The following is a 16,757-nucleotide window of genomic DNA, read 5'->3' as shown; positions in this document are numbered from 1 at the left end:
ACACGGATATGCAACTTGCACGCATATATAGACGATGCGACAGGGTCGTTACAGGGGCGTCTTTACTGAAACTGAATGTATGCGCGGCTATGCCGCGGCGCTGGAACAAGGGATGCTTGCATATGGATTGCCTCTGTCCATATACAGCGACCGCCATACTATATTCCGTTCGCCCAAGGAGTTGACCGACGATGAGATTTTGAGCGGAACGGAGCTGCCGCTGTCAAACTTTGGCAAGGCGCTGTATGAGCTTGGTATAAAGCAGATAACGGCGCACAGCCCTCAGGCCAAGGGACGTATAGAAAGGCTCTGGAATACATTTCAGGACAGGCTCATCGCCGAATTGAGGTTTTCATCCATCACAAACATCGCTGACGCTAATAAGATGATAGCGGAAGGTTTTATCAGCGACTATAACCGCAGGTTTGCAGTGCTGCCGCATGAGGACGGTAGCGCCTGCATGCCTTTTGACAGAAGCATCGATCTCGGACTTGTTTTCTCCATAAGGGACACGAGAAGGGCCGGCGGGGGGAATACCATATCATACAAAGGGGAGATATATACTCCAGAGGATGAAAAGAGCCCCGTATTTGTTCGTGGAAGAATACTGGAAGTCAGGGAAACCTTTGACGGGGCCGTTTACGTCATACAAAACGGCATGCCAGTCCTAATGAAGAAGGTGTTTAGGGCGCAAAAAGCGATCGATGTAGGCGTGAAAAAGAAAGCAGGCGTTGTGTCACCACACAAGCCTGCTTCGGACCACCCCTGGCGGGGTGGATTTAAAATCAAACCTGCTATATATAATAACACACAAACAGGGAGGGGGTGACATTTTCTCAGAACAATTAGAGTGACATTTTCTCTGGTTATTGACACGACTTTTGTCGCCCCGCGGCTCGGCCGTTTCGGAGGAGAGCGCTATATCAGAGCGCCGAAGGTCTTAGTGAGCGCCATTCTCTTTTGCAGGCAGCAGAGCAGCACGGCGCCGATCAGCGCGCCGGGGACGCAGCTCATGAGGAATGAGCCCGAGAAAAATAAAAATCCGACGCTTTTCCCGATAGCCGGGCCTAGTATCTTCGCCGCGACCCACGCTCCGACTATGCCTGTGCCGGCCGGCTCGGCGCAGGCGGCGCAAAATTTGTATTTTTCCGGCAGAGCGCGCGCGGCCAGCCCGACGAAGAGCGCGCCGAACATGCTGCCAGGGAAGGCGAAGAGGCTGCCGGTACCCATCATGTTTCTTACGACGCTGGTCGTGAACGCGGCGCCTACGGCCCACCAGGGGCCGAGTATCGCTCCGGCCAGCACGTTGATGGTGTGTTGGAAGGGAAAGCATTTAGTCGGCCCCACCGGTATCGAGACGACGGAGAGCACCACGCCGGCCGCCGCAAAAGCTCCGGCGAGCACGGCCCTTCTGAAAAACTTTCTTTTTTCTTCATTCTGCATTTTTAAGCCTCCATGTTGTTTTTTTATTTCGAAGGGCGCGGGAAGATTCTCTCCGCTTCGGCGAGAAGTTCCCGCGCCGCTTTTTCTGTGTCTTCCGCGTTCATCAGCGAGCAGGAGAGCGCCGCTCCGCAGGCGCCGCAGCCGGCGAGCCGCGCGATGTTCGCCGAGTCGATGCCGCCTATCGCGACGGAGGGTATTTCTATCGACGCCAGCGCCTTTTTGATCCCCTCTGGGCCTATGACGAGAGCGTCCTTTTTCGTCGCAGTGCCGAACGCCGCGCCGCAGCCGACGTAATCCGCGCCCAAGAGCTGGGCTTCGCGCGCGAGCTCGGGCGTGCGCGCCGTGCCGCCGATTATGAAGTCCGGTCCGGCTACTCTGCGCGCGACGTCGACGGGCAGATCGCTCTGACCGAGGTGGACGCCGTCGGCCCCGGCCGCCATCGCGACGTCGAGCCTGTCGTTTATCAGCAGCAGCGCGCCGTGTTCGCGGCAAAGTTTTTTCAGCGCGAGCGCGGCGCTGAAGCATTCGCGCCCACTCCAGCTCTTGACGCGCAGCTGCACTGCGGTGACGCCTCCGCGCAGCGCTGCTGATACCTTTGCGATGTTTTCTTTGGGCGTGAAGCCTTCGCCGCATATCAGATAGATCTTCAGCCGCGCGGCCAGATTTTTTCTGTCCCGCATCTTTTATCGCGCTCTCTTTTCGGCGCGCCCGAGCTTCGCCAGCGCGTCGAGAAATTTCACCCTGAACGAGTAGGGGCCTTCCGCGCGCGCGGCCGTTTCGGAGGCGCGGCGGAAGAGCGAAAGGGCTCTGTGCGACGCGTCGAGCGGCGGCATATACGCGCAGAAGAGCGCCGTAGCACTGCCAAGGGCGCAGCCAGTACCGCTCGTAGCGTGAAGCAGAGGCGAGCCGCCGCCTACGCGGAAGTTTCTTCTCCCGTCCGACAGATGATCGTACTTCCCGGTGCAGTAGGCGGCGCAGCGATATTTTTCCGCGCAGGCCGCCGCCAGCGCGGCGGCGTTTTCCACCGCGCCGCCGCAGGAGACGCCGCGCGGAGCCGTCTTTGCGCCGCAGAGCGCGCCGATCTCCGCTTCGTTGCCCTTTATTACGGAGAAGCGGAATTCTTCGAGCAGAGTGCGTATAACCGCGCTGCGGTATTTTGAGAAGCCGCAGCCTACCGCGTCGAGCACCATCGGGGCGTTATGCGCCGATGCGGCGCGCGCGGCGCTCCTGTAGAGTTCGAGAGCGTTCTCCGGCGGCGTGCCGGTGTTTATCAACAACGCGTCGCAGGCGGCCGCGCTTTCTTCGGCCTCTTGCAGCGCGCGCGTCATTATCGAAGAGCCGCCGAGCAGTGCGACGCAGTCGGCCTGAAGCTGCGCCGACACCGCGTTCGTTATCTGATATACGAGGGGCTCAGGCATGCGCTGCCTCTATCCACGGCATCTCGACGGCGTGCCCGAGACAGCCCGCGCCGTGCCCGGCCGTAACCCCGTTGAGCAGTCCGGCGCGCAGATATTTTCTGCCGCGCCCCACCGCTTCTTCGAGGCGGCAGCCGGCCGCGAGCTCCGCGGCGATCGCTGAGCTCAGCGTGCAGCCCGTGCCGTGGTTCGCCTTCGTGTCGATTCTCTTGTCGCGCAGCAAAGATATTTTGCCGCCGTTGTAAAGCACGTCGGTTATCGTCTCAGGCTCGCCTGGCAGATGCCCCCCCTTCACCAGCACCGCGCCGCAGCCGCTCTTTGCTATCACGCGCGCCGCCTCCGCCATGTCGTCCACGCCGCTTATCTTCATGCCGGCCAGCTTTTCCGCTTCCGGCAGGTTCGGCGTTACGATCGCGGCCAGCGGCACGATGAGCTTTTTCACTGCGTCGACCGCGTCCTCTTCCAGCAGAGTGTCTCCGCTCTGCGCGACCATCACCGGGTCGACTACTATCTTTTCGATGCGGAGTTCGCGCAGCGCCGCAGCCGCCGCGCTCACCGCACCGCGGTTGCCGAGCATCCCCGTCTTGACGGCGTCGAGCTTGAAGTCGCCGCCTACCGAGAGTATCTGAGTTCTGATTATTTCCGGCGGCACGCTGTGTATCCCCGTCACGCCTATCGAGTTTTGCACCGTTACCGCAGTTATCGCGGTAGTGCCGAAGACCTTAAGGGCGGCGAAGGTCTTTAGGTCGGCCTGTATCCCGGCTCCGCCTCCCGAATCGCTTCCCGCTATCGACATCGCTATCCCGCGGTATATTCCCTGCCGCATTGCCATCCTTCCTTTCAGAAAACATTTATCTTCTTCACTTAAGGCTGTAGAGCGCTGCCTTCCAAAAACAAAAGCCCGCTCTTGCTCGAGCGGGGCTTCTTGTGCGTCATCGGTCTCGCTCCCTACGCCGGCATTGACCGGATCAGGTCTGGGGTCGAAGCTCGCGCTTCCTCTCAGCTTTACAGCTCCCCCGGAGTTTCCCGTATTATTGCGCCAAATTTTGCCCGTGTCAACCCGCTCGGCGCAGAATATTTGCCGCTCGCGTCAGCGCTTCGGATTTTCTCTTCCGTCCTATTCGTCCCTTTCCGCGCGTTTTACATATATACGCGCCCTGATTGAATATAAGCGTTTACAGTATACAAAAAAATTTGATATATACTTTGAAATTTTCGCGTAAAATTGATATAATTTATTAGAAACGTGCGACATATGCGAATATTTGATTTAAGCGCGCGTTTGATTTTGGCTGTTGACGATTACTGATAGATAAAATAATTCTATGGATAATCTCAAATAATATACAGGGGGGTTGACGATGGGGACCGGCAAATGCGCGGTTAATGGTAATGGATTCAGCGTCGGCGACTGTGTCGTGTACGCCGGCAACGGAATATGCAGGATAAACGACATTAGGACGGAAAAGTTCAGCGATATGGAAGAAAGGCTCTATTACGTGATGAATTCGGTTTACGATGATAAAGCGAAATTCTATCTTCCGGTGCATATGGATGGGAGCTGCGAAAAGCTGCGCCCTCTGCTTTCGCGCGACGAAATACTTTCCGTCATCGACAAATCCGAGGATATAGGCGCACAGTGGATCGAAAACGACGAAAGCCGAACGGCCGTCTTCGAGGACGTGCTTAAGAGCAGGGATATTTCAAAAATTCTCTGGCTTATAAAAATCCTGCATGTGCACAAGGCGGAGATGCGCGAAAGCGGCAAAAAGTTCCGTGCGTGCGACGAAAAGATTCTCGCGGCGGCGGAGCGCGGCGTCAAGGAGGAGTTCGCCTTCGTGCTCGGGTTGCGCCGCGACGGCGTGATCCCCTATATCGTAAATTACCTGACGGGGAGGAGAGACGCCGAGGATGACGAGAGAAGACGCACTGGAGCCGATAGAGCGAATACCGTACATTACGCTTTTGAACGCGCCAAGCAGCAAGGGAAGAATAGACCTTTACAAGAGGGCGCTCTCTAAAAAGGACCCGTTCGAGCGACTGAAAGTGGCGAAGAGCCGCCGCTTCAGGAAGGGCGGCGGTGCCGGAAAGACAGAGGTCGCGCTCGAGGCCGAATACGCGAAGCGCGCCAACGACAGGTTGAACGCGGCTTTCGTCGAAGCCCTCGAGATAAAGGAGGATGAAGTCGAAGCGTTTATAGACAGGCATTTAAAGGAAACTGGCTGAATCCGCGCTTAAAATATGGATATTCCGCTGGTCTTTGCCGGCGTCGAAAACGACGAGCTGCGCACGCGCGGCTCGTTTTTTGCTGAAGGATGGTACGGACGCAGAACGAAAATAAGCGCAAGCCGTATCTCCGCGGCGCTCGTGGAATCGCAGATAATTTAGGGCGCGGCAAGAGCGCCGCCGCTTAAAAGTATATGCGCCGAAAAGGGGCTGCGCTTAGGCGCGCCTCCTGCTTTCCGCGAAGAGAGAAAATTTGAAAGCGGAATATGCGCTTTTTACCAAGGCGCTAAATCGCAAATGACTATATAATAGCGCCGGTCCGCCCTGTGCGCAGAGGTGAAGGGACCGCCGGTGCGCGGGAAAAAAAGCCGGCTCTTTGCTATAATGTATGCGCAAGACGCGCCCGCCGCCCGCACATTCTTCAAGCGCCGGTCCGCGCCGCAGGAAAGGTGAGTTTATGGATTTTCCCCTTATTTTCAAGACGATGCCTCTGCCCGTGCTGGCCTTTGCGCTTCCTCTTTTCGGCGCGGCCGCATACGGCCTTTTGATTTTATATAACGATTTTATCGCACAGTGGACCCGCAAGCCTGTAGAGCTCCCGCGCCTCTGCTGCAAGCTGCCATTTCTGCTGCTGCTCTGCGCGGGCGCGCTTATTTCGGCGCTGATATGGAAATATGCAAGCGGCGCGTCCGATCAGCTGTACGTTTTCACCGGCGGCGGCTGGAGCGACGTGCTTTCGCCCGAGAGCGGCAAAAAGATGCAGGCCGCGCTGAGGGTAGACGCCTTCGGCGCGACGTCGGCGGCGCTGATGAGCTTCGTCGCGCTCGCCGCTGGGCTGCGCGCCCTCGCGGAGCGCAGAAAGCCGATAACGCCGCGCGTGATAATGCTCTTTCTTCTTGCCTGCGCCGGCATACAGGGAATATTTTTCCTAAACAACCTACTTTCGCTCTTCTTCTTCCTGATGATAACGCAGCTCGGCGTCACAGGGCTTTACCGCGGCTTTTACGCGAGAAGGGCGCGGCGGCGCAGGCGCCATCTCTTCTATTACCTTTCGCGGCTGCTGCTGCTCGCTATGTTCCTCGCCGGCGCGATGATTCTCAGAAGCGGCTACGGCAGCACAAATATCAGCGTGCTCGCCTCCGTGATAGAGCCCTCTCGGGCGTCGCTGTGGGCCTTCGTGCTGCTCGTCGTGCCGCTGCTCTACATCTTCGTCAAACCTTCGCCCCTCCTCGACGAAGCTGCGAAAAACTGCTTTTTCGGCATAAGGACGCAGGCGACGCTCTTCATCGTCTTCCGCGTCGTTTTCTCGCTTTACGGCCCGATGCGCGGGCTGCAGAAGGTCCCGCTGCTTTTTATGATGCTCGGCGTCGCGCTGCTGTTCCTCGCGCTCGCCGTGCTTTCGAAGGAGCCTGAGCCGTCGAATTTTATGGATTCTTTGATATTTTGTGTGAAGGGCGCCATCCTCGTGTCGATGGGAGTCGCTATGGACGGCTCCTTCAGCGCCGAAAGGGCCGCGCTCTACGGCGTGGACGCGATAGAGTCGATGATCTCGCTGTGGCTTGTGTTCCTGCCCCTTTCCGCGGCTTTCGCGATCGTCACGGTCTTTCTGAAGGAACCGGATGGAAAGGGCGCGGAACTTTGGCGGTACGGCCGGCTTTTCAAGCGCTTCCCCTTTGTTTCGTCGTTCCTGCTGCTGCTCGTCGCGATAACGGCTGGTCTGCCGCCCTTCATCGGCTACGAGGGCAGACAGTTGCTGCTTCGCTCGGCCAATTTCATAAGCCCCTTCCTCACTCTGCTGCTGTTTTCGCTGACGGCGGCGATATTCTTCGCCGCACTGCGTTTCGTGCTGGCCCTGTCGGCGTCCGGCGGAGAAGGGGACGGAGAGGGGGATTTCGAAGGCGTCCACGCGGCGCTCTTGCCGATCTTTCTGCTGTTGCTCATCTTTGCCGCGGCGACTCTGACGCCCGGCAGGATATTCGCCGATTCCGTCTCTCCTTCCGTGGAATCTCTGATAAACAGGACTGTTCCGCGCTCCCTTTCGCCGGCTGGGAGGGATGGATGATGTTTTTCAGTATCTCGACCGGGTTTTTCGCGTGGAATCTGCTGAAATGGCTGGTACTTTTTCTTGTCGCCGCCGCCGCGCTCTCCTTCGCGGTCAGGCGCGCGCTGAAGCACGGCGTGGACTTCCGCGGCGGTGCGGCAGCCGAGTCGATCGGAGCCTTTTCGCGCCCAGGAGTGCGCTCCTTCCTTGAAAACTGCATCGAGCCGTGGCTCGCGCTGCCCTTCAGCCCTCTGCTGGGAATAGGCGCGCTCTTCCTGCTCTTTGTGATCGCCGTCTTCCTGGGGTGACTGTTATGAATGATATTTTCCCGCTGCTCTTCAACTGCTTCGTCGCGCTGTTGCTGATAACGTTCGTATTTTCCGCGGCGATAAAAAGCGACAGGCTCTATCAGCGCCTTGCGGCGCTCGTTATGAGAAAAATGGGGCGAGCCCTCCCGGCGCTGCCCGAGGCGGCCTTGCGCGCGGCTTTCCGCGAGCCGGCGTCCCTGCCGGGCCGCGCTGCGGCGAAGGTCGTCATTTACGCTCCGGCGCTTGCCGCCGCTTCTCTTGTGACGCTCTGCGCGAGCCTGCCTTTCTGCACCTTTATCCCGATCATCGACAACGGCGCCGACATAATACAGATGGCGCAGCTGCTTCTGCTCTCCGAGGCCTTCGCCGTAGCGGCGCTCTGCTCGCTCGGCACGAAGGAGGGGCTCGATTTCGCCGCGGCCGAGGCTAAAGCCGCGCTCAAGCTGCTCGTTCCGCTCGCGGCCTCCGCCGCCTCCCTCTCCTTCTTCTTCACGCAGAACGGCGTCGACAGAGACCCCTTCAGCCTCAATTCCTTCTCGGTCGTCGGGCGCTTTTCCGCGATGTCCCCCTTCGGTATATGCGGCTCTCTGCTCTTCGCGTTCATCATATTGAGCCAGATACCGCACAGGGGTACGGCCGAGAGCAGCGAGCTCTTCGAGGCGTCGGAGATGCCGGATTTCAAAGGAGCCCCGCGCGCGCTGCTTCAGCTCTGGTCGATAGCGCGCTCTTTCATCATAATATCCGTCGTCGTTTTCGTCTTCTTCCCGCACAACATCATCGAAAACATCGGCGAGGGCGTAGGAATTGCATGGTACAGACAGGCGCTGAGCTTCGCGGCGTTCTGGTTGGCGGTGGTGCTTGCGAGGCTCTTCGTCGTGCCGCTCTGTCAGTTCGCGATGAACTTCATCGAACGCAGGACGCCGGAAAAATACGCCGAGGCGGCGATGCCGCTGCTGCTTGCGGCGTCGATGGCGCTGCTCTGGTACGAGGGGCTGCTCCTCTCCCAGGAGGCTGCGCTCTTCTGATGGAAAAGGTCCTTGTGATCTCGACCGGAGGCACGATACTCTCCGCCGACCGCGGCGACGGCGTGTTGCCGGACGCGGGCGCCGCGCGCAGCGTGCTTTCGAAGGCCGAAGAGATCCTGAACGCAAAGGGCTGCCGCTGCGAGATATGTCAAATGTTCGGCTGCGCCGGCGTCGACAGCTCTGACGTTTCACCCGCCGAGTGGCTCGCCCTCTCGAAAAAAATAAACGAAGAGGCCGAGCGCGGCGTGAAAAAATTTCTCGTCGTCCACGGCACAGACACGATGGCCTACACCGCCGCGTGGCTCTCGCTGACGGCGCCGGCCGGAGTCTCCGTCGTGCTGACCGGCAGCCAGAGGACGCCTGACGCGCCCGATTTCGACGGAGAAGAGAACCTGCGCGGTGCGGCGAAGAGCCTCTCTTCCGGTAAAAGCGGCGTTTTTCTGCACTTCGCAGGAAAAGATTACGCGGGCGCGTTCGTCCACAAAGAAAATTCCTCGGCGCTCGCGGCCTATGTCGCTACGGGGCGAGGGACTCTGCCGCGCGCGTGGAAGAACACGGCTCTCGGCGTCGTAGACTGGTGCGAAGCCGCCGCGCGGATGGAGCTGATACAGCTGCACCCCGCGGCGCTGCCCCTCTTTTCGCCGCGGAAAATCATCATCCTCGAAGGCTACGGCGCGGGGAACATGCCGCGCAGGGTGCGCGCGGCGCTTTGCGAAGCCTTCGCGCCGTGCGCCGAAAAGCCCGCGATCATCGCTGCGAGCTCCTGCGCGCAGGGGAAGAAATCGCCCTCCTTTTACGGCGGAGTCGGCATAGCGGGGCTTGCCGCAGAAAATTTTTCCGTTTTTAATCAGGGGAGCTATTCACTTGAATTCTTAATTGCATTATCATATTTCTCGTTATCGGCTGATGCGGAAGAGCCTGAGAAAATACTGAGCCTGTACTTAGAAAAATATTGATGAGGAGGCGGCAGAATGGCGGCTGAAAACAAAAACCAGAATTTCATAGAGGAGATAATCGCCAAAGACCTTGAAGAAGGCAAGATAAAAGAGATAACGACGAGATTCCCTCCCGAGCCGAACGGCTATCTTCATATAGGGCACGCCAAATCCATATGCCTGAATTTCGGGATGGCCGAACAGTTCGGAGGCAGATGCAACCTGCGCTTCGACGACACTAACCCGACCAAGGAAGAGACGGAATACGTCGAAGCGATCGAGGAAGACGTCCGCTGGCTGGGCTTCGAGTGGGCTAAACTCTGCTACGCGTCCGACTACTTCGACCAGTTCCACGAATGGGCCGTCGACCTCATAAAGGGCGGAAAGGCCTACGTCGACGACCAGAACGCCGAAGAGATTCGCGTGAGCCGCGGCACGCTGACGAAGCCCGGCGTCGATTCCCCGTACCGCGATCGCAGCGTCGAGGAAAACCTCGACCTCTTCGCGAGAATGACGGCCGGAGAATTCGAAGAAGGCTCGCGCGTGTTGCGCGCGAAGATCGACATGGCGAGCAGCAACCTGAACATGCGCGACCCAGTCATCTACAGGATACTGAAGCGCGCGCACCACAGGACCGGCGATAAATGGTGCGTATACCCGATGTACGACTTCGCGCACGGCTTCGAAGACGCGATAGAGGGCGTCACACATTCGATCTGCACGCTCGAATTCCAGGACCACAGGCCGCTCTACGACTGGTTCATCGAAAACGTGGACGTGCCGCAAGTGCCGCATCAGTACGAATTCGCGCGACTCAACCTGACCTACACCGTTATGAGCAAGCGCAGGCTGCACGAGCTCGTGACGCTCGGCGTAGTCGACGGCTGGGACGACCCGAGGATGCCGACGATCTGCGGCTTCCGCCGCCGCGGCTACACTGCGTCGGCGATACGCCGCTTCTGCCGCGAGATAGGCGTCGCAAAGGCCGACAGCATGGTGGAGGTCGAACTGCTACAGTATTGCCTGCGCGAGGAACTGAACAAGAGCGCGCGGCGCGCGATGGCCGTGCTGCGTCCGCTCAAGGTCGTCATCACGAACTGGCCGGAAAATTTCGTCGACGAGCTTCCCGCCGAGAACAACCCCGAGAATGAGGGCGCCGGCAGCCGCACGCTGAAAATCGGACGCGAAATCTACATCGAGCGCGACGACTTCATGGAAGAGCCGGTCAAGGGCTTCTTCCGCATGTCGCCGGGCAAAGAAGTGCGCCTCAAGCACGCCTACATAATCAAATGCGACGAAGTCGTCAAAGACGCCGACGGCAATGTCGCCGAGATACGCTGCACAGCCGACATGAAGAGCCGCGGAGGCGACGCGCCCGACGGCCGCAAGATAAAGGGCACGCTGCACTGGGTCTGGAGCGGCGACGCCGTGAAGTCGCGCGTCAACCTCTACGGGCATCTCTTCACCCTGCGCAACATGAACGACATGGAAGAGGACAAGGACTACAAGGATTACCTTGACCCTAAGTCGCTCGTCGTCGTAGAAGGCGCGCTCGTCGAGCCGTCGGCGGCCGCCGCGGCGCCTCTTGATAAATTCCAGTTCCTGCGCCACGGCTACTTCTGCGCCGATAAATATACGACGCCGGAAAAGCCGGTGTTCAACCTTACGGTCTCGCTGAAAGATTCGTGGGGCAAAGAGCAGAAAAATAAAAACGGCGCCGCACCGAAAAAATAAGAAACGAATGAATCGAAGGGCGCGGCTTTGTCTGAAAGCCGCGCCGCATGTTTTCCGTCGCGCTGCGCTCGATGCGGCGGTCGAAAGCCCTGCGTTCGATCGGATTTTTATCAGCAGTAGTGTTCCATCGGGTAGGCGAGATACTGAATCTCGTCCAGCTGATCCATCGTCACCAGTCCGGCGGGCGCGCGAAGCACGCTCGGGATGCGGTTGACGATCGTCGCGCAGGTGTGTTCGACGGTGGCCGGCTTCACGATGTGGAATTCCGTGTTTGGCTCGCCGGTGATCTTCCAGTCGCACATGTCGCCGTCGTCCGGGCCGTAGACCTTGCCGATGCACTGAGTTTCCAGCGTGACGCCCTGGAAGGTTTCCGTCGTGACGACGGCGGCCATGCCGATGCAGCGCCCCTTCTGGATCGTCTTGCCCATCGTTGAGGAATAAACATCTCCGTCGTGGAAATAAGGCACGCATTTCTGCGTCTGGCTCTTGATGGAGAGTCCGAGCTTCTGAGCGAGCGCCTCGTTGCTGTTCCATACGTAAGAAGGCTCAAGGACTTCGGGATGAGCGATCTGAGCTTCAAACTCCTCGGCCGTGAGGTCGACTCCGTGCGCCTTTGCGAGCGCAAGCCCGTAATCTTCGACGTTGTAGCTCACGGCGCCTTCGATCTTGCTGATTTTGTGGCAGCCGCCGGCGACGAGCCCGACCATGTTGACCCAGAAGCAGTCCTCCATGCCGGAGCCGACGAAGGTGCAGCCGTGCTCTTTGGCGATCACGTCCAGCTTGTTGGCGCGCACGGGATCCGTCGTCCAGCAGTAAGTCGCCTCTTCGCAGGTGGATACCACGCTGATGCCGCGCGACAGACACTTCACGTAATGATCGAAGCAGTCGGAGACCAGGCTGAAAAGCGTTACGACGGCGATATCCGCGTCGCAGTTGTCGAGCACCTCGTCCGCGTTGTCGCTGATCTTTACGCCGGTCTTGAAGCCGAGCTCCGCGTAATCGCCTATATCCATGCCTATGATGGCCGGGTTGACGTCTATCGCGCCGACTATCTGCGCGCCCTTCTCATAGAGGTAGCGCAGGATATATTTCGCCATTTTGCCGCATCCGTACTGTACAACCTTGACCTTATTCATTGTGAAAAACCTCCTTAAGTTGTTTTAAGGAGATTATAATGTCTAATGTTAGGTGAGGGTCAAATCTTAATTTCAAAAGAGACGGGGACCTGCAGGCGCATGAACATAGAACGCTGCTCCTTGTTGAAGACGTTGAACTCCGTCAGGATTTCGCAGATGTAATCGCCGGATATCTGATACTCGTTTGCGCGGCAGAACTCGAGCAGCTTTTTCGCGCAGGGGATCTCCTCGTCGTAGCTGTCCGTGTAAATGCAGGCGTACATGCCGCTTTCCAGCGCGCGGATCTCCGGCAGCGGCGGAAAATGCTCGTCGACGAACGCGAAAAGGTCCGCCGCGACGAACCTCTGCGCAAGAAAATCAGCCTCCTTTATAGATGTGCCGACGTTGTAATAATAGACCTGAGGGAGTTCCCGCTCCGTCATACGGCTCCTTAGATCGGAGAGCACCTCTTCATAGCTGTCGATGTCGTGTTCGTAAAAATTTTTCCGCGCGGGAATCGCGTAAATCTTGCGCTGGTCGATGTATTCCAGCGACGTCACGCCCTCCGTCGGCGCCTTCCTGTAATGCTCGATGTTCGAAATGGCGCGCGTCACCGCGTCCCTCTGTACGCGCAGGCGGCGAATCTCCGCGAAAATATGCTCGCGCTTCTTTATGAGGATGCTTTCGATCAGCTGGACGTCCTCTTTGCTGAGCACGGTTTGAATCTCCGTGAGCCCCATCCCGAGCTCTTTCATATATCGAATCATGTCGTAACGTGCGTTTTGCTTGATGTCGTAATAGCGGTAAGAGGTCGCGGGATCCGTGTAGCATGGCCTGAGCAGCCCCAGCCGGTCGTACAGCCGCAGCGTCGGGACAGTCGTATGATTGAGCTTCGCCATCTGCCCGATAGAAAGAAGGTTATGTCTCAAATCAACTCCCCCTAAACTCTAATGTTGTATTAGAGTATAATATGAAAGACACGGTGCGGCAAGAAGACAGAAAATTTCGGTTATGCCCGTTGAACAAAAAGAAATTCACCCAGGCGCTATATATTTACTGGCAGAAATTTGCGATAAATCGCGAGTATTATACCTTTTGTCAATTCCATCTTGAAATGATAAAATAATAACGTAATAGGGACGTCCGTTTTTTGAAAGAGAAGCGGTTTCCGTTGTGATAATTTTCATAATCGGAATACCGGTGATGTCGGAATAGATTTTATCTCAATACAGGAAAGGATGATGCAAATGAAAAAATTTATTTTCGTGCTGCTGGCCGCGATGCTGCTGGCCGTCACGCTCTGCGCTTATCAGGGCGGCGCTCAGACGAAGGCCGAAGCGGGGCGGGATAGCTCTAAAATGGTAGTGAAGATCACCGCTGGAAGGCACGTCCTCAAGGCGAAGCTCGACGACAGCGCCGCGTCGCGGGCCCTTTGGGGCAAGCTGCCGCTTACACTGCCGATGTCAAATCTGTACGGGCGCGAGATGTGCTTTCATTTCGGTCCCGGAGGGCTGCCGGCAAATGAAGCGAAAGACCAGGGCTACAAAGTCGGCGACCTTTCCTACTGGCCGCCGCGCGGAAGCCTCGTCATCCTCTATAAGCAGAACGGCGAGGTTTTCAACCATCAGACCCTCGGCCATATAAACGGCGACGTTTCCTTCTTTGACAAGATGGACGAAGCCGACGTCACGTTCGAAAAGGCAAGCTGAAGCGGAGCCGTGCGCTAAGATATTTTCTATTTTTCTTCACGGCGAAGCGTGAGATGATTTAGAGAGAAAGCTCTATAAACGAATAACGAAGGAGTGGAAATGAAGATGAAAAAATTAGTAGCGTATTTTTCCGCAGGCGGCTCCACCAAGGCCGTCGCCCAGAAGCTGGCCGCCGCGGCCGGCGCGGATATTTTTGAGATAAAGCCGGCCGTGCCCTACACGGCGGCCGACCTAAACTGGATGGACAAAAACAGCCGCGCGACCGTCGAGGCGAACGACAAGTCGTCGCGCCCGGCGATGGCGGAGAAGCTCGCCGGCGCCGCGGATTACGAAGCCATCTTTCTCGGCTTCCCGATTTGGTGGTACACAGCGCCGGCGATTATCAAAACTTTCCTCGAAAGCTGCGACCTTTCCGGCAAAAAAATCATTCTTTTCGCGACGTCGGGAGGCAGCGGCTTCGGAAAGACGGCGGACGACCTTAAAGCGTGCTGCCCGGCCTCTGCGCGCGTCGTTGCCGGAAAACTGCTGAACGGGGCGTCGGAAAAGGATATCGCTGCGTTCGCGAAGAACGCCGAGGCGCTTTAGCGGAGGAGAAGAGATGATCGAGATCAACGATAAAAAACTCGGCTTCGGGCTGATGCGCCTGCCGAAGCTCGGCGAAAATATCGACGTCGAACAGGTCAAGAAAATGACGGATATGTTTATGGAGGCGGGCTTCACATACTTTGATACCGCCTGGGCATATCCCGGTTCGGAGGACGCGATACGCATGGCGCTCGTCGAACGCTATCCGCGCGACAAATTCACGCTCGCGACGAAGAACGCCGCGTGGATGAAATGCGAGAAGCGCGAGGACGCGACCGCGCAGTTCGAGACCTCGCTGAAGCAGACCGGTGCCGGCTATTTCGATTTTTATCTGCTGCACAACTTGGGCGAAGGGCGTACGCATTTCTTTGACGACTTCGACATGTGGAATTTCGTAAAGGAAAAGAAAGCGGAAGGGAAAATCAAACACATCGGCTTTTCTTTCCACTCGACGCACGACGAGCTCGAGCTGATTCTGAAGGCCCACCCCGAGGCGGAATTCGTGCAGCTGCAAATCAACTACGCGGACTGGGAAAATCCGCGCATCCAGTCGAGAGCCTGCTACGAAGTCGCGCGCAAATACGGAAAGCCCGTCGTGATCATGGAACCGGTCAAGGGAGGGCTGCTCGCCGACCCGCCGGAAGCCGCGGTGGAAATCCTGAAGAAGGCGGACCCGAACGCTTCCTGTGCGTCGTGGGCGATCCGCTTCGCCGCGAGCCTCGACGGCGTGATAACGGTGCTTTCCGGCATGAGCGATATCGAGCAGATGGCCGACAACCTATCGTATATGCGCGACTTTAAACCTCTTTCGGAAGACGAGCAGGCGGTCGTCGCGCGGGTAAGAGACGTGCTGAACGCCCTGCCGATGATTCCGTGCACGAGCTGCGACTACTGCGCGGAAGTCTGCCCGCAGGATATCGGCATTTCGGGGACCTTCACTGCGCTGAACATGCTGAATATCTACGGAAAATACGACTACGCCGCCGGCCAGGAGAAGTGGCTCGTAGGCTCGCACGGCAAGGCGCGCGCCACGGAATGCGTCAAATGTGGAGCGTGCGAAGACGCCTGCCCGCAGCACATTCCGATTCGCAAGCATCTCGCGGAGGCCGCCGAAGCCTTCCATATGAACGGGACGAATTAAGACTTTTTGCACTGCAGCGTGCAGGCCGGCGTTTTTTCTTCGCCGGCCTGCACGCCTCCGCTCAGTTAGTCGGAGAATCTCTTTATAGCATGATAATCGTTTGCCTCTCAGAGCCCCAACCCGCGCAGGTCGAGCTTTTCGGAGAGCAGTTCTAGCGCCCTGATTCCCGCTACGGAGTTGCCCTTGGCGTTGAGCGCGGGGGAGAATACCCCTATTCCCATCCTGCCGGGAACGACGGCGAGTATCCCTCCGGATACGCCGCTCTTTCCGGGCAGCCCGACGCGGACGGCGAACTCCCCAGACTCGTTGTAGAGGCCGCAGGAGCTCATGAGCCCGAGCAGTGTGTAGACGGTCTCATTTGCGATCAGCTTTTCTCCGGAGACGACGGATGTGCCGCCGGAGGCGATCATCGCTCCGATCTTCGCGAGGCCGCCGCTTGTGCAGCGCAGGCTGCAGAGCGTGAAATACAAATCGAGTATCGCCTCTACGTCGCCGTGCAGCAGCCCCATGCTCTTCATAAAAAAGGCGAGGGCCCTGTTCCTGTCGGCGCTTCTCTTCTCGGATAGGAAGACCTTCTCGTCAAATCCGTTTTCCTCTCCGATAACGCTTTTAAGAAAGTCGGTTATCCTTTTTAAAGATTCTTCTTTATATGCCTTGAAAATGAGCGAACAGACCGCTATGGCCCCGGCGTTCATGAAGGGATTTGACGGCTTCGACGAGGTCATCTCTATACGCATGAGCGAGTTGAACGAGTCGGCGCTCGCCTCCATGCCGACGTGGCGGAAGACGTTTTCGCATCCGAATTGTTCGATCGCGAAGGCAAGAGATATTATCTTTGCCATCGACTGCATTGTAAAAAACTGTCCGCAATCCCCTGTCTCGACCATAGGAGAATCCACAGGCTGACAGCTCAGAGAAAAGAGCTCGGCGGACATTCGCGAAAGTTCCGGTATATAGCTTGCTACCTTTCCCTCCGCGCTTGTAACGCGGGCGATATTTCCGATGTCGTTCAAAAGCTGCTTGTTTAATAGATCAGATTGATTCTCCATAGTCTCTTCTCCTCAGCGCTTTTTTCTTTCC

Annotated in this window: 19 protein-coding genes and 1 riboswitch; of the genes, 12 read left to right on the top strand and 7 right to left on the bottom strand. The window is 57.6% G+C overall.

What is annotated here, in order from left to right:
• Nucleotides 1-34: 34 nt before the first annotated feature.
• Nucleotides 35-829, top strand: coding sequence for a hypothetical protein (locus tag EH55_RS00850; protein WP_051682510.1), 795 nt, complete (start codon nt 35-37; stop codon nt 827-829).
• An 89-nt stretch (nt 830-918) separates the two neighbouring features.
• On the opposite strand, the gene thiW is transcribed toward EH55_RS00850, so the two are convergent.
• From thiW to thiD, 4 genes are read right to left on the bottom strand one after another with little or no spacing between them, the layout of a single operon-like run.
• Nucleotides 919-1,443: an energy coupling factor transporter S component ThiW gene (gene thiW / locus EH55_RS00845; RefSeq protein WP_037974090.1), complete on the bottom strand. Its 525-nt coding sequence runs from the start codon at nt 1,441-1,443 to the stop codon at nt 919-921.
• 23 nt (nt 1,444-1,466) lie between these two features.
• A complete protein-coding gene (gene thiE, locus EH55_RS00840; RefSeq protein WP_037974089.1) occupies nt 1,467-2,123 on the bottom strand; it encodes a thiamine phosphate synthase in 657 nt (218 codons plus the stop codon).
• A gap of 3 nt (nt 2,124-2,126) precedes the next feature.
• The gene (locus tag EH55_RS00835; protein WP_037974088.1) at nt 2,127-2,861 is read right to left on the bottom strand and encodes a hydroxyethylthiazole kinase; all 735 of its coding nucleotides are present in this window, start codon (nt 2,859-2,861) and stop codon (nt 2,127-2,129) included.
• Nucleotides 2,854-3,684, bottom strand: coding sequence for a bifunctional hydroxymethylpyrimidine kinase/phosphomethylpyrimidine kinase (thiD, locus tag EH55_RS00830; protein WP_236617053.1), 831 nt, complete (start codon nt 3,682-3,684; stop codon nt 2,854-2,856). The genes EH55_RS00835 and thiD overlap by 8 nt, the downstream gene beginning before the upstream one ends.
• 101 nt (nt 3,685-3,785) lie before the next feature.
• Nucleotides 3,786-3,886, bottom strand: a riboswitch (TPP riboswitch).
• A 333-nt stretch (nt 3,887-4,219) separates the two neighbouring features.
• Here thiD and EH55_RS00825 point away from each other — a divergent pair.
• The 8 genes from EH55_RS00825 to EH55_RS00795 all read left to right on the top strand — a co-directional run bounded on the left by EH55_RS00825 (nt 4,220) and on the right by EH55_RS00795 (nt 11,127).
• Nucleotides 4,220-4,879 (top strand): CarD family transcriptional regulator, encoded by a 660-nt coding sequence (locus EH55_RS00825; protein WP_051682509.1) that lies wholly within the window; start codon nt 4,220-4,222, stop codon nt 4,877-4,879.
• Between the two features lie 25 nt (nt 4,880-4,904).
• Nucleotides 4,905-5,084, top strand: a complete 180-nt coding sequence (locus EH55_RS14325) for a hypothetical protein (protein WP_037974087.1) — start codon at nt 4,905-4,907, stop codon at nt 5,082-5,084.
• A gap of 15 nt (nt 5,085-5,099) precedes the next feature.
• Nucleotides 5,100-5,246, top strand: a complete 147-nt coding sequence (locus EH55_RS14320) for a hypothetical protein (RefSeq protein ID WP_160170711.1) — start codon at nt 5,100-5,102, stop codon at nt 5,244-5,246.
• A 295-nt stretch (nt 5,247-5,541) separates the two neighbouring features.
• Nucleotides 5,542-7,146, top strand: a complete 1,605-nt coding sequence (locus EH55_RS00815; RefSeq protein ID WP_037974086.1) for a proton-conducting transporter transmembrane domain-containing protein — start codon at nt 5,542-5,544, stop codon at nt 7,144-7,146.
• The gene (locus tag EH55_RS00810) at nt 7,146-7,433 is read left to right on the top strand and encodes a hypothetical protein (protein WP_037974085.1); all 288 of its coding nucleotides are present in this window, start codon (nt 7,146-7,148) and stop codon (nt 7,431-7,433) included. Before EH55_RS00815 ends, EH55_RS00810 begins: the two co-directional genes overlap by 1 nt.
• A 5-nt stretch (nt 7,434-7,438) precedes the next feature.
• Nucleotides 7,439-8,458, top strand: coding sequence for a hypothetical protein (locus EH55_RS14315; protein WP_037974083.1), 1,020 nt, complete (start codon nt 7,439-7,441; stop codon nt 8,456-8,458).
• A complete protein-coding gene (locus tag EH55_RS13200) occupies nt 8,458-9,414 on the top strand; it encodes an asparaginase domain-containing protein (protein WP_051682508.1) in 957 nt (318 codons plus the stop codon). Before EH55_RS14315 ends, EH55_RS13200 begins: the two co-directional genes overlap by 1 nt.
• Before the next feature lie 15 nt (nt 9,415-9,429).
• Nucleotides 9,430-11,127: a glutamine--tRNA ligase/YqeY domain fusion protein gene (locus EH55_RS00795; protein WP_037974082.1), complete on the top strand. Its 1,698-nt coding sequence runs from the start codon at nt 9,430-9,432 to the stop codon at nt 11,125-11,127.
• A 110-nt stretch (nt 11,128-11,237) separates the two neighbouring features.
• On the opposite strand, the gene EH55_RS00790 is transcribed toward EH55_RS00795, so the two are convergent.
• Nucleotides 11,238-12,263, bottom strand: a complete 1,026-nt coding sequence (locus EH55_RS00790) for an NAD(P)H-dependent amine dehydrogenase family protein (RefSeq protein ID WP_037974081.1) — start codon at nt 12,261-12,263, stop codon at nt 11,238-11,240.
• Nucleotides 12,264-12,322: 59 nt separating this feature from the next.
• Nucleotides 12,323-13,171, bottom strand: coding sequence for a MerR family transcriptional regulator (locus EH55_RS00785; RefSeq protein WP_141730452.1), 849 nt, complete (start codon nt 13,169-13,171; stop codon nt 12,323-12,325).
• 318 nt (nt 13,172-13,489) lie between these two features.
• Here EH55_RS00785 and EH55_RS00780 point away from each other — a divergent pair, with 318 nt between their 5' ends.
• From EH55_RS00780 to EH55_RS00770, 3 genes are all read left to right on the top strand, one after another.
• On the top strand, nt 13,490-13,951 hold the full coding sequence (locus tag EH55_RS00780; protein ID WP_201769316.1) for a cyclophilin-like fold protein: 462 nt from the start codon (nt 13,490-13,492) through the stop codon (nt 13,949-13,951).
• A 105-nt stretch (nt 13,952-14,056) separates the two neighbouring features.
• Nucleotides 14,057-14,536, top strand: coding sequence for a flavodoxin (locus EH55_RS00775; protein WP_201769315.1), 480 nt, complete (start codon nt 14,057-14,059; stop codon nt 14,534-14,536).
• A gap of 13 nt (nt 14,537-14,549) precedes the next feature.
• Entirely contained in the window at nt 14,550-15,677 is a 1,128-nt protein-coding gene (locus tag EH55_RS00770; protein WP_037974077.1) for an aldo/keto reductase, read from the top strand.
• Between the two features lie 107 nt (nt 15,678-15,784).
• On the opposite strand, the gene glsA is transcribed toward EH55_RS00770, so the two are convergent.
• Nucleotides 15,785-16,726: a glutaminase A gene (glsA, locus tag EH55_RS00765; protein ID WP_081839374.1), complete on the bottom strand. Its 942-nt coding sequence runs from the start codon at nt 16,724-16,726 to the stop codon at nt 15,785-15,787.
• Between the last annotated feature and the right edge of the window lie 31 nt (nt 16,727-16,757).

Origin of the sequence: Synergistes jonesii (genome assembly GCF_000712295.1) — a bacterium.
Taxonomy (GTDB): domain Bacteria; phylum Synergistota; class Synergistia; order Synergistales; family Synergistaceae; genus Synergistes; species Synergistes jonesii.
This window is presented reverse-complemented; position numbering and strand designations above follow the sequence as displayed.